At 66.8% G+C, this 12469-nt stretch carries 8 protein-coding genes; 2 read left to right on the forward strand and 6 right to left on the reverse strand.

Annotated features, from left to right (window positions below; all coding sequences use genetic code 11):
• Positions 1 to 44: 44 nt before the first annotated feature.
• From ACPL7H_RS10605 to ACPL7H_RS10630, 6 genes are all read right to left on the reverse strand, one after another.
• Positions 45 to 1991: a glycoside hydrolase family 127 protein gene (locus ACPL7H_RS10605; RefSeq protein WP_424796892.1), complete on the reverse strand. Its 1947-nt coding sequence runs from the start codon at positions 1989 to 1991 to the stop codon at positions 45 to 47.
• Between the two features lie 177 nt (positions 1992 to 2168).
• On the reverse strand, positions 2169 to 3986 hold the full coding sequence (locus tag ACPL7H_RS10610) for an ABC transporter family substrate-binding protein (RefSeq protein WP_424796893.1): 1818 nt from the start codon (positions 3984 to 3986) through the stop codon (positions 2169 to 2171).
• A gap of 143 nt (positions 3987 to 4129) precedes the next feature.
• A complete protein-coding gene (locus tag ACPL7H_RS10615) occupies positions 4130 to 6277 on the reverse strand; it encodes a dipeptide ABC transporter ATP-binding protein (RefSeq protein WP_424796894.1) in 2148 nt (715 codons plus the stop codon).
• Positions 6274 to 7239 carry an ABC transporter permease gene (locus tag ACPL7H_RS10620; RefSeq protein WP_424796895.1) on the reverse strand — a complete coding sequence of 322 codons (966 nt, stop codon included), beginning with the start codon at positions 7237 to 7239 and terminating at the stop codon, positions 6274 to 6276. The genes ACPL7H_RS10615 and ACPL7H_RS10620 overlap by 4 nt, the downstream gene beginning before the upstream one ends.
• Before the next feature lie 3 nt (positions 7240 to 7242).
• Positions 7243 to 8241, reverse strand: coding sequence for an ABC transporter permease (locus tag ACPL7H_RS10625; protein ID WP_424796896.1), 999 nt, complete (start codon positions 8239 to 8241; stop codon positions 7243 to 7245).
• A 309-nt stretch (positions 8242 to 8550) separates the two neighbouring features.
• The gene (locus ACPL7H_RS10630; RefSeq protein WP_424796897.1) at positions 8551 to 10263 is read right to left on the reverse strand and encodes a DUF885 domain-containing protein; all 1713 of its coding nucleotides are present in this window, start codon (positions 10261 to 10263) and stop codon (positions 8551 to 8553) included.
• A gap of 153 nt (positions 10264 to 10416) precedes the next feature.
• On the opposite strand from ACPL7H_RS10630, the gene ACPL7H_RS10635 reads away from it, so the two are divergent.
• Together ACPL7H_RS10635 and ACPL7H_RS10640 are read left to right on the forward strand one after the other, a co-directional pair.
• Positions 10417 to 11319 carry a dihydrodipicolinate synthase family protein gene (locus ACPL7H_RS10635; RefSeq protein WP_424796898.1) on the forward strand — a complete coding sequence of 301 codons (903 nt, stop codon included), beginning with the start codon at positions 10417 to 10419 and terminating at the stop codon, positions 11317 to 11319.
• Between the two features lie 58 nt (positions 11320 to 11377).
• Positions 11378 to 12379 carry a proline racemase family protein gene (locus ACPL7H_RS10640; protein WP_424796899.1) on the forward strand — a complete coding sequence of 334 codons (1002 nt, stop codon included), beginning with the start codon at positions 11378 to 11380 and terminating at the stop codon, positions 12377 to 12379.
• The last annotated feature ends 90 nt before the right edge of the window (positions 12380 to 12469 follow it).

Raw genomic sequence — 12469 nt, forward strand, 5'->3', positions numbered from 1 at the left:
GGGCCGGCCTCGTTCGGTTCGGGGGTGCTTCTCGACCCGGGCGCTCAGCGCTGGGCCGGACCCTCCTGCAGCCAGACCGCCATGGTGGACTGGCCGCGGTTGTTCCAGGTGTAGTACGGCACCGCGCGTAGTTCCTGCTCCTGCCGGGGAGCGGGGGAGGTGAAGTACAACTGTTCGTCGTCGGCCCCGCCACGAACCTGGGCCCACGCCGGTCCCGTCAACGTGGGGACGGATCCATCGCCGGCGTCGACGGGGGCCGGGGTCTGCTCTCCCAGCACCATCGCGTGTGCGGGCACGCCCACATCCAACCCCTCGACGCAGTAGACGAACGGGCCATAGGCCAAGGCGGCACGCCCGGCGGCGGCGCCGACATTGGCCGAGGCGTACAGACGCCGCACGGGCACCTCGAAGTCCACCTCGACCCGGTCGCCGTCGGCCCAGGTGCGGTGCAGACGCACATAGCCGCCGGCCTCGACCACGGCCTCGACCGCCGCCCCGTTCACCCGGACCGTCATCTGCTCGGCCCAGGACGGAGAGCGCAGCAGCAGGTCCCAGGTCGCCTCCGCATCGGTGCTGATGGTGAAGGAGGCCGGTCCGCCGACGGGTGCGCTGACCCGCTGTTCGACCTGCACGCCCGCCACGCCGATGCGGCAGGTCAGGGTGGAGCCGAGGTACAGGTCCACAGCCACCTCATCGGTCCCCAGGCTGTAAGCGTAACTGCCCAGGGAGGCCTCCAGGCGGGCCAGGTTGGGCGGGCAGCAGGCGCAGTCGAACCAGTCCCGGCGGGCTACGTGTCCGTTGCTGGAGAGCGGGTTGTCGTAGAAGTACTTCAACCCGTCGGCGCTCATCCCGGCGATCGCGCCGTTGTACAGCGCCCGCTCCAGAATCTCCAGGTACCGGGCGTCGCCGCTGTAGGTGGCCATCCGCCGGGCCCAGAAGACCAGGCCGATCGCCGCGCAGGTCTCGGCGTAGGCGCTGTCGTTGGGCAGCACGTAGTCGTGGCTGAAGCCCTCGTTGTGGCGGGAGTCGCCGATGCCGGCGGTCACGTACATGCGCTTGCCGGTCAGATGCTGCCAGAGCCGCTCCGTGGCCTGCCACAAGGTGTCATCACCGGTCTCGGCGGCCACATCGGCCATGGCGGAGTACAGGTACATCGCGCGCACCGCGTGGCCGACGGCCTCGGTCTGCTCCCGCACCGGGGCGTGTGACTGGTTGTACTCCAGGAACTGGGTGCGTCGATGATCCCGCTGGGGGAACATCGAACCGAAGTACCCCGGGGTGGCGCGCCGCTGCTGCTCGATGTCGAAGTAGTGCGGTTCGGTGCCGCGGGAGTCCAGGAACGCCAGGGCCAGGTCCAGGTAGGAGCGTTCCCCGGTGGCCCGGTAGAGGCGCACCAGGGCCAGTTCGACCTCCTCGTGACCGCAGTAGCCGCCCTCGTGCGGGCCCCCGGAACCGAACTCCTGCACCAGCAGGTCGGCGTAGCGGCGCATGATGTCCAGCAGCGTGGTCTTGCCGGTGGCCTCGTGATGGGCCACCGCGGCCTCGATCAGGTGCCCGGCGCAGTACAACTCGTGGGCATCGCGTAGGTCGGTGAATCGCTCACCGGGCTTGACCACGGTGAAGTAGACGTTGAGGTACCCGTCCTCCTGCTGGGCCCCCGCCAGGGCCTCGATGGCGGTGTCGACCTTGGCTTCCAGGTCCGGATCGGGGTGGTTGGCCAAGGAGTAACTGGCCGCCTCGATCCATTTGGCGATGTCGCTCTCCCAGAACGGGTGCGGGGTGGGTTCGCCGTTCTCCGGGGTCCAGGTCAGCGACAACGCACCGAGCCGGCCGGTGGAGACCAGGTGGTCGTACTGGGCGGGCAACGTAGTCGTGCGCAACTGATGCTGGCGGGGTGACCAGAACGGGTCATCGATCGCCACGGCGCCGACCGGGACGGACGTGCGGGTGGCGCCCGGTCTGGGTGTGTCAGGTACGGGTGTGTGAGTCATCGATCCTTCTCCGGATGCGGGGAACTTTGGCTGACCATGGTGTTGCAGACGGTAGGGGAAAGGGGCCGGGCCGGCCCGGACCGTAATGGTCCGGACCGGCCCGGTGCGGGTCACGGTGTGTACTGTGACCCGGCTGCGGTGCTCACCGGTCGTACCGGTTCGACCATTACCCCCTGATCAGGAGCCGTCCTCCTCATCGACCTCGGAGTCCTCATCGAGTTCGTCCACGTCCACACCAGTGTCGGTGCCGTCGTGACCGGCGTCGGCCTCCCAGCCGACCTTGGTCCAGTCGATGGTCTCGAACAGGCGCGGGCCGTAGTTGGCCAGCCCGTCCCGGTAGGCCCAGATGTTCGGGCCGTTGTAGTAGATCAGGAAGTGGAAGTGGCGGGAGATGGCCTCCTGCTCGATCCGAAGGGTCTCCAGGGCACGCTCGTCATCGTCCAGGATCGTCGGCAGTGCCGCGACCCACTCGTCGATGTCGTCATCGCACACGCCGGTGGGCGTGTACTCACAGCCCCAGAACCACCCGGGACCGCTGGTGGGGTCCGCGCCGCCCTTGGTGTACCCGGACATCACGATTCCGAAGTCCTGGGTGTTCATCGCCTCGCTGAACTCACCAGCGCCACGGTTGAAGATCTCCACATCGATCCCGGCCTCGCGCATCATGGTCTGGAAGGACTGCGCGATAGCGGACTCGGTCGGGTCATCACCGAAGGTGGACAACTGCACCGTCAGCGGCTCACCGGCCTCGTTGGTGACGATCTCACCCTCCTCGCCGGTCCACCCGGCCGCGGCCAGGGTTTCACGGGCGCCGGCTGGGTCGGTGTCCTCGACCGGGTAGTTGTCCTGGTACCGAGGATCGAACGGCATCAACAGCCAGGAACCGGGCATCTCTTCTTCCCAGTTCAGGCCCTGGAAGCGGACCTCGGCGAGTTGCTCACGGTCGATCGCCTGGAAGATCGCCTTGCGGACCTCGACGTCCTCGATGTTGCGGGCATCGGCGTTGAAGAGGAAGCCACCGTCACCGATGTGCTGGCCGCGGCGGATCTGGTAGCCATCGCCGGGCTCACGCCAGTTGGTGACCTCGGAATAGCGGTCATAGTTGTTGATCTGGACCGCGTCGGTCTGCTCGTTCTGGAACGCCTGGATCGTGGCCGAGGCCTCGTACTGGACGAAGTTGATCCGGTCCAGTACCGGCTCCTCGCCCCACCAGTTCGGGTTGGGCACCACCGAGACGGTGTTCGCCGCCCGGTCGTAGATGTCCAGGATGAACGGCCCGGCCCGATAGTCGGGCTTGAGGTCGTTGACGAAGCCCTCGTTGAACTCCTCGGCGTCCGTCACCTCCGGGTGCACCATGGAGTAGGCGGCGAACAGCGACGTGATCGGCTTCTGCACCTCAGCCATCGTGACGGTGAAGGACCACTCGTCCTCGCCCATCTCGATGCTTTCCACGCGGTTGAACAGGGCCGAAGCGACTGCGTCGAAGTCCTCATCGGTGTTCATCGCAACGGTGTGCTCGTAGGTGTAGAAGTCGATCGGGGTGCCGTCGTTCCACACCGCTTCGGGGTTGAGTTCGTAGTGCAGGATCTGCGTCCCGTCCTCGGTGAACTCCTCCTCCACATCCAGGAAATAGTCGGTGTTCAGAACTGGCTGACCCAACGGGTCGGACTTCCAGGCGCTGATGTTGTGCATCGTGGCCATGATGTCCAGGGTGGCGCCGAAGTACCCATCGACAGCCGCGACGTTCCAGTTCGGGCCCATCCCACCCATCGGGATGGTCAGTTGGCCGCCTTCCTGCAGATTCTCCCGGGGCTGTTCGTTGATGTCATAGACGGCGTCCATGTCATAGGTCGCAGTGCCCTCGGCCGGATCGGTGTCCCCGCCGCCGCTACCGCCGCCGTTTCCGTCGCCGTTGCCGCAGCCCGCCAGCACCAGGGCGCTTGCGGTCAGCAGCGCGGCTGGCACAAGCAGACGCTTGCGTTTCATCTCTCTCATGTGTCGTTACTTTCTGGTGGGTTTGCGGGCGCCCTCGTCCCGCGATGGGTAGAGACCGAGTGGCCTCCGTGGTGTCGGTCGCGTCGGGCCGCGCGACCGCAAGTTGTCAGAATGAGTTATTCCTGCCTGCCGTCCCCCGGAGCTCAAACCCTTCCGCTGACCTTGGGCCCGTGAGCCACTGCTTCGATGAGGTCCTGCGGGTAGTGGCAGGCCACCCGCTGGTCCCGTTCATCGATGGGGTCCAGGGTGGGCTCGGTCTGTTCGCATGCGCTCTGCTTGTCTTCCGGGAGTAGTTGGTACAGCGGGCAGCGGGGGCGGAACCGACAACCCCCGGGCACGTCGGTGGGGGAGGGCAGGTCACCTTCCAGGACCAGGTGGGTGCGGTTCTTCTCCACCTGCGGGTCCGGAATCGGGATCGCCGAGAGCAACGCCTGGGTGTACGGGTGGCGGGGCCGTTCGAAGATCGTCTCCACATCGCCGATCTCGACGAACCTGCCCAGGTACATCACCGCGACCCGATCGGATATGTGCCGCACCACCGACAGGTCATGAGCCACCATGAGGTAGGACAGGCCCAACTCCGACTTCAGTCGCTGCAGCAGGTTGATCACCCCGGCCTGGATGGACACATCCAGCGCGGAGACCGGCTCGTCCAGCACGATCACCTTGGGATTCAGCGCCAGCGCCCGGGCGATACCGAGGCGTTGTCGCTGGCCTCCGGAGAAGGCGTTCGGGAACCGGTTGACGTAGTCGCGCTGCAGGCCGACGATCTCGAGCAACTCCAGGATCCGGGCCTTGATCCGATCCGGCCTCCATCCATGGGTTTCCATCGGTTCGGCCAGGATCTCGTACACCGTCTGGCGCGGAGACAGCGCCCCGACCGGGTCCTGGAAGACCATCTGGATGTCGGCCCGCAGGCTGCGTGGTGCCCGGTGGCGTCTCTTCGACCCCTCGATCACGGTGCCGTTGATCTCCAGCCGCACACCTTCGGCCGGGTCCATCTCCATGATCTCCAACAGCGTGGTGGTCTTACCCGACCCGGATTCACCCACGATGGAGAAGCACTCGGCCTCCCGGACATCGAAACTGACACCGTCCACCGCCCGGACGGTGCCCAGATGCCGTTTCAGCATCCGGCTGCGCAGTTCGAAACGGCGCTCCAGGTTGTCCGCAGCCAGCACCACCTCGCGCTCGGAGCGCGGCAGTTCCTCGATCTGCGAACGCGGCATCCGTTTGACTCCGTAGACCTCCTGGGCATCGGCGTGCACCGTCTCCTCCAGGCGCACGCAGGCGGCGCTGTGGTCGCTACCGGGTTCGATGGGGAGCAGGTCCGGCTCGCCCTGCTCGCACTTCTCGGTCGCGAGCGGGCATCGAGGGGCGAAGGTGCAACCGGTGGGCGGGTCGACCAGGTTCGGCGGTCGGCCGGGGATGGTGGCCAGGGCGTGCTCGGCGGAGACGTCCAGTCGTGGCACCGCCGCGATCAGCCCCATCGTGTAGGGCATCGAGGGATTGGCGAAGACCTCCTCGGTGCTGCCCTCCTCCACCGCCCGGCCGGCGTACATCACCAGCAGGTCATCGGCCAGGCCGGCCACCACACCGAGGTCGTGGGTGATCATGATGATTGCGGCGCCGGTCTCCCGGTGGGCGATCTTGAGCAGTTCCAGTACCTGGGCCTGCACGGTCACGTCCAGGGCGGTGGTGGGTTCATCGCAGATGATCACCGCGGGATCGTTGGCCATCGCGATCGCGATCATCACCCGCTGGCGCATCCCGCCGGAGAACTCGTGCGGGAAGGAGGTCATCCGCCCCTCGGGGTCGGGAATGCCGACCTTGGTGAGCAGTTCCACCGCCCGGGCCTCCCTGTCCTCCTTGGACATCTCCGGGTTGTGGTTCTTGATCGCATCGGTGATCTGGTGGCCGATCGACAGCACCGGGGTCAGTGAGGACAGCGGGTCCTGGAACACCATGGAGATGGTGTTCCCGCGGTGCTTGCTCATCTGCTTGTCCGACAGGCCCAGCACCGACTCACCGGCGAGGACGACCTCGCCGTCGACCTTGGCGTTGTCCGGGAGGAGTCCCATGATCGCCATCGAGGTGACCGACTTGCCGGAGCCGGATTCACCCACGATGCCCAGCACCTGTCCCGGGTGCAGGTCGAAACTGACCCCGCGGACGGCGTGCACGGTGCCGGCCTCGGAGGGGAAGCGAACGTTCAGGTCCCGCACGCTCAGCACGGGCTCGTCAGTGCGCCGGGTCGTGGCGTCACCGGATCGGGTGGCGAAGGTACTCATGCTTTGGCCCTACCGCTGGCTTTGGATTCGGGGTCGAGCGCATCGCGCAGCCCGTCGTTGATCAGCGCCAGGGCGCCGACGATGAGCATGAACGCCAGCACCGGAGTCCAGAACATCCACGGCTGGGAGAACAGGTAGTTGCGGGCCTGGGCGATCATCAGCCCCAGGGATGTCTCCGGGACGGTGACCCCGATGCCCAGGAAGGACAGGCTGATCTCGGCCAGGATCGCGCCCCAGATGCTGGTGGTGGCATTGATGATGGCCAGGGAGGCCAGGTTCGGGGCCAGATGGCGCCAGACGATCCGCAGCGAGGGGACGCCCATGAACCGGGCCGCCTTCACGAACTCGCGGTCCACGAACGACAGCGCCATCCCGCGGATGAGACGGGCCGAGGACATCCAGCCGAACATCACCATGATGAAGGCCAGCAGCACCGGTCCACCGCCGCGGCCGGTCATGATGATCCCGATCAGGATGATCTGGGGGAACATGATGAGGGACTCGATCACCCACATCCAGCCGCGGTCCACCCAGCCGCCGAAGTAGGCCATCGCGGAACCGATGACCAGACTCATGAGCGGGGTCAGCAGTCCCACGACCAGGCCGATCATCAGGGAGGTCCGCGCGCCCTGGGCGAGCAGGGCGACCATGTCCACCCCGGCGGAGTTGGTGCCCAACCAGTGCTCGTCGCTGGGCGGGGAGCCGAGGGAGAGGAAGTCCTGCTGGGTGTAGTGCCACGGGGTGAGCAGGTGGCCGAAGAGTGCGAACGCTCCGATCAGGCCGAGCATGACCAGCCCGACGACGGCGAGCTTGTTGCGGAAGAACCGCTTCAGGATCAGCCGCTTCTTACCCAGTGGTTTGAAGTCGGCACCGAGGGGCTCGGTGGGGGCATCGTCGTGGGTGGGTACCTCGGCGCCGGTGCTGCGGGCGTTCTGGGTCGCGGACAGCGGAGTCATCGACATGGCTCAGAGCCTCACTCTCGGGTCGACGATCGAGGTGAACAGATCCGCCAGGAGGGCACCGATGGCGAAGATGACACAGCCGTAGAAGGTCATCAGCACGGTGGAGTTCACGTCGTGGGCGTGCAGGGCCCTGATGGACCAGGAGCCCAGACCGTCCCAGTTGAAGATCACCTCGGCGAAGATCGTGCCGGTGAACAGCGCCGGGATGGTGAAGGCCAGGGACTGGGCAGTGGGTACGAACGAGACCCGCAGGGCGTGCTTGCGGATCGCCTGGTTTCGGGTCAGGCCGGTGGCACGGGCGGTCCGCACGAAGTCGGCGTTGACGAAGTCCAGCAGGTACTGGCGCTGGGAGATCTGCATCGAGGCCCAGCCGAAGATGGTCATCGCCACCGTGGGGACGGCGTAGTGGGCGGCCATATCCACGATCTGGTTCCAGGTGCCCTCCACACCGATGCTGCGGAACCCGGTGACGTAGAAGATGCGCTCGCTGGATCGATCGTTGATCCAGATCGCCGCCCGCTGCACCAGCAGGTAGGCCACCGGGGTGGGTAGCACCATGGTCAGGTAGGAGTACCACGTGGTGACCCGGTCCCCGAGCTTGTACTGCCGGGCCGCGGAGAAGACGCCCAGCGCCACACCGAGGACGAAGGTCAGCACCGTGGCGGCCAGGGTGAGCTGGGTGGAGATCCACAGCCGGATCCCGAACTCGGAGTTCACGAACCCACCGCTCGGCGTGCGGCCCCAGTCCCAGTCGGTCAGGATCGCGGTCAGCCAGACCCAGTAGCGCTGGAACGCGTTCTGGTCGGGATCCAGGTCCAGACGGGCCAGGGTTTGCTGGACCCGTTCGTAACTGATCTCGGGGTCCATCTCGATGCCGCCCTGGGTATCCAGCATCTGCAGCGCCGGGTTGAAGAAGCTCACCGCGAGCAGGTAGGCCAGCGACGTGACCGCGATGGTCATGATCGAATAGCGGACGAACCGCATCCCGAGGAACTTCAGCATGGTCCCGTCCCCTTGCGGAGCCGCAGGATCCGAACCGGATTCATGCGTTCACAGTCCGTCATCGCTGTTCCTCGCTCTGCGTCTCGTCCATGGCGTGGCGCCTCGCTGCCCCCGTCACATTCGTAGAAATGTAACACATGCAATGTGCCATGTTACGTAGCCCAAACGGTCGGAGACTGCTGGCATCCTCGGCGCGCACGGACCGCTGCGTCCTCCACTCGGGCTGCGAAATGGCACGTACCATGTTAACGCTCACGTAAAGGGGCGTCACGTGAGTTTCCCGCTGCGGCCCCTCGGGGTGCGCCGCGCTCATGCGCGTGCGGCCCGGCGTTGTTCGATGAATCGCTCCATGTGCTCCTCGAAGACGGCCAGCGGCACACTGCCCAGCCCCAGCACGGTGTCGTGGAAGTCGCGGATGTCAAAGCCGGCGCCCAACTCGGCCTCGGCGCGTGCCCGCATCTTCTGGATGCTCAGCTGCCCCAGGTAGTAGGCGGCCGCCTGGCCCGGCCAGGCGATGTAGCGGTCGATCTCGGTGAGGATCTCGTGCTCGGCGATCGCGGTGTTCTCGCGCAGGAAGTCCTGGGCCTGCTCCCGGCTCCACCCCAGTGCGTGCATGCCGGGATCGACCACCAGACGGACCGCCCGCCACATCTGGAAGGACAGCATGCCCATCGTCTCGAAGGGCGTGGTGTACATGCCCATCTCCACCCCCAGCCGCTCGCAGTACAGCCCCCAGCCCTCACCGAAGGCGGACATGTACTGACGGCGGAAGTCCGGCAGATCGAGTTCCCGAGCCAGGGAGAGTTGGAAGGAGTGCCCCGGAGCGGACTCGTGCAGGGTCAGCGCCGGCAGGGAGTACAGCGGCCGGGCGGGCAGGTTGTAGGTGTTCAGGATGTAGGCATCCGGTGCCCCGCGCCCGAAGGTGTCGAACGGGGCGATGTCGGGCGGGGTCTGCACGATCGCGAACCGTTGATCGGGCAGACGGCCGAAGTAGCGGTGGATGACGCCGTCGAAGGCCTTGCAGGTGTAGGCGGCCTCGGCGATCAGTTGCCGGGGCGTGCTGGCGTAGAACTGCGCGTCGGCGCGCATGAAGGCGAGCATGCCGGCCACGTCGCCGGCGAAGCCGACCTCGGCAGCCACCTGCTCCATCTCGGCCCGGATCGCGCGTACGTGCTCCATGCCGATGTCGAAGATCTGCTGGGGGCTCAGGTCGGTGGTGGTGAACTCCCGCAACTGGGCGGCGTAGAAGGCCTCTCCCTCGGGCTGGTCGTGCGCGGCGATGCTCTCTGGCAGGTTCGGCAGGTACTCGGTGACCAGGAACTCCAGCAGTTCGGCATAGGCCGGCACCACCACCTCGCGCAGCAGCGCGGCAGCCTCCTGCTGCAACTCCTCCCGCACGGCGGCCTCGATCGCCTCGGGCAGGGTGCGCAGGGGCGCGAACAGGGCCAGCTCGGTGACATCGGCGGCCTGGGCGACGGCGCGGACCGGCTCCTCGCGCCCGGTCAGGGTGATCCGGGGCGGACCGAAGCCGCGGGCCAGCCCGGCGCGCATGTTCTCGGACTGCTGGGCGAAGTACCGCGGGATCTGGGCGAGCCGGCCCAGGTAGGTGCGGGCGTCGTCGTCGGTCATCAGCACCTGGCGCATCGCGCCGAAGGTGAGGTTGCGCCAGAACGCCGAATCGGCGTTCACCGGGCGCTCCCACAGTCGGAACCGCTGAGAAGCCACCAGCGTCTGCAGCTGCTGGGCGTAGACGTCGTAGTCGAGCCGTTCGGTCTCGGTGAGTTCGGAGCGCGGGATCCGTTCCAGTTCCACCAGGGTCTGCTCCCAGCGTTGCCGGCGTCGCTCCTGGCTGGCCTCGTCGACCTGGGGCAGGAAGCCGACGACCTCGGTGGGCTGGGTCATCGTCAACGGGCCGAGTTCCCCGGTCCGCCAGGCCCACTCCTGGGTATAGAGGTCCCGCAACGCCTCGGCTGCACTGGTCGTGGTGCGATCCGGCTCGGTTGGGGGTGTGGAAGTCGTCATGATCAGTGCCTCATTGCGTCGCTGGGTCACGGTTGATCCCGCACTATACATCCAGTGCAATGTCACAGTTGACACTTGAAGACGATGTAGAGCACACTGGCGCCAGTGTGCAGAGGCCTTCTGCACGAACGTGGGATTCAGAGGAGACCTCTCATGAGTGAGCGCAAGCCCTGGCACGGTGTGATCGTCGCGACCACCCTGCCGTTCAAGGACGACCTGTCGGTGGATTACGACGCATACGGCGAGCACGTGCAGTTCCTTGCCGCGAACGGCTGCCACGGGGTCGCGCCGAACGGATCGCTGGGGGAGTACCAGACGCTGTCGGACGAAGAGCGCGCCCGGGTGGTCGAGACCGCCGTGGCCGCTGCACCGGAGGGCTTCGCCGTGATGCCCGGGGTGGGCGCCTACGGCGGCCTGCAGACCGAGAAGTGGGCCAACCAGGCGGCCGAGGCCGGCGCTCAGGCCGTGATGCTGCTGCCCCCGAACACCTACCGCGCCAACGATGACGAGGTGGTGGAGCACTTCCGCCTGGCCGCCAAGGCCGGTCTGCCGGTGGTGGGGTACAACAACCCGATCGACACCAAGGTGGACCTGACCCCCGAACTGATCGCCCGGATCCACAACGAGGGCAACATGGTGGGCGTCAAGGAGTTCTCCGGTGACGTGCGCCGCGCGTACGCGATCAAGGAGCTCAGCCCGCAGATGGACATCCTGATCGGCACCGACGACACCCTGCTGGAGACCGGCCTGGCCGGCGCGGTGGGCTGGGTGGCCGGCTACACCAACGCGATCCCGCAGACCACGGTGGAACTGTTCAACCTGTCCACCTCCGGCAAGGCCGAGGACCTCCTCAAGGCCCGTGAGATCTACACCGACCTGCACTCGCTGCTGCGGTGGGACACCAAGACCGAGTTCGTCCAGGCGATCAAACTCTCCATGGACATCTACGGTCTCAAGGGCGGCCCCACCCGTCCGCCGCGTGGTCCGCTGGCAGACTGGATGCGCAAGGGCATCACTGCCGACACCGAAGCGGCCCTGGCCAAGGGTTACAAGTAAGCCACCAGGCGCGGCGGAACCGCCAGGGACCGCGGCCCGGGACCACGAAGGAACACTCGTGAGAACCTCACACGTCTACCACGCCGTTGACTCACACACCGAGGGCATGCCCACGCGCGTGATCACCGGCGGGGTAGGCGTGTTCCCGGGTGCCACGATGGCCGAGCGGCGGCTCTGGTTCGCCGAGCACAACGACCACCTGCGCCGGCTGCTGATGCGCGAGCCGCGCGGGCACAGCGCGATGAGCGGGGCGATCCTGCAGCCGCCCACCCGCGACGACGCGGACTGGGGCGTGCTGTTCATCGAGGTGTCCGGTCTGTTGCCGATGTGCGGGCACGGCACGATCGGCGTGTGCACCGTGCTGGTGGAGACCGGCATGGTCGAGGTCACCGAACCGGTCACCACCATCCGGTTGGACACCCCGGCCGGCCTGGTGGTGGCGCAGGTCGCGGTGCAGGACGGTTCGGCCACCTCGGTGACGATCACCAACGTGCCCTCCTTCACGTTGCGCACCGGTGCGAGCGTGCAGGTTCCCGGCCTGGGCGAGGTCACCTACGACATGGCCTTCGGCGGCAACTTCTATGCCGTGGTGGAACTGGAAGACCTGGGCCTGCCGTTCGACCGGGCGGCCAAGGACGAACTGCTCTCCGCAGGGCTGGCCATCATGGCGGCGATCAACGAGACCGACGCCCCGGTGCATCCCACCCGCCCCGACATCACCGGATGCCACCACGTGTACCTGCAGGCCCCGGGCTCCACGGCGAAGCACTCCCGACACGCCATGGCTATCCACCCCGGGTGGTTCGACCGTTCCCCCTGCGGCACCGGTACCAGCGCCCGGATGGCGCAGCTGCACACCAAGGGGGAGTTGGCGCTGAACACGGACTTCGTGAACGAGTCCTTCATCGGCTCCCGCTTCGTGGGCCGGTTGACCGGGACCACGAAGGTCGGCGACGTGGACGCGGTGGTGCCCACCGTGACCGGCCGGGCCTGGATCACCGGGACTGCGCAGTACTTCCTGGATCCCTCCGACCCATATCCCGAAGGATTCGAGTTGTGACCGCGCTGTGCAATTGCGCCGATGTAGGCTACCGGCACACGGCTCACCGTTGAGTGTGTCGTTACCTATCAGTGACCAGCAGGAGACCAC

The sequence above is a fragment of the Pseudactinotalea sp. Z1732 genome (assembly GCF_049724975.1).
Lineage (GTDB): Bacteria > Actinomycetota > Actinomycetes > Actinomycetales > Beutenbergiaceae > CALKWS01.

Coding starts and splice junctions, on each gene's coding strand:
- ACPL7H_RS10605 (WP_424796892.1), bottom strand. CDS start 1,991: ATGACTCACACACCCGTACCTGACACACCCAGACCGGGCGCCACCCGC.
- ACPL7H_RS10610 (WP_424796893.1), bottom strand. CDS start 3,986: ATGAGAGAGATGAAACGCAAGCGTCTGCTTGTGCCAGCCGCGCTGCTG.
- ACPL7H_RS10615 (WP_424796894.1), bottom strand. CDS start 6,277: ATGAGTACCTTCGCCACCCGATCCGGTGACGCCACGACCCGGCGCACT.
- ACPL7H_RS10620 (WP_424796895.1), bottom strand. CDS start 7,239: ATGTCGATGACTCCGCTGTCCGCGACCCAGAACGCCCGCAGCACCGGC.
- ACPL7H_RS10625 (WP_424796896.1), bottom strand. CDS start 8,241: ATGCTGAAGTTCCTCGGGATGCGGTTCGTCCGCTATTCGATCATGACC.
- ACPL7H_RS10630 (WP_424796897.1), bottom strand. CDS start 10,263: ATGACGACTTCCACACCCCCAACCGAGCCGGATCGCACCACGACCAGT.
- ACPL7H_RS10635 (WP_424796898.1), top strand. CDS start 10,417: ATGAGTGAGCGCAAGCCCTGGCACGGTGTGATCGTCGCGACCACCCTG.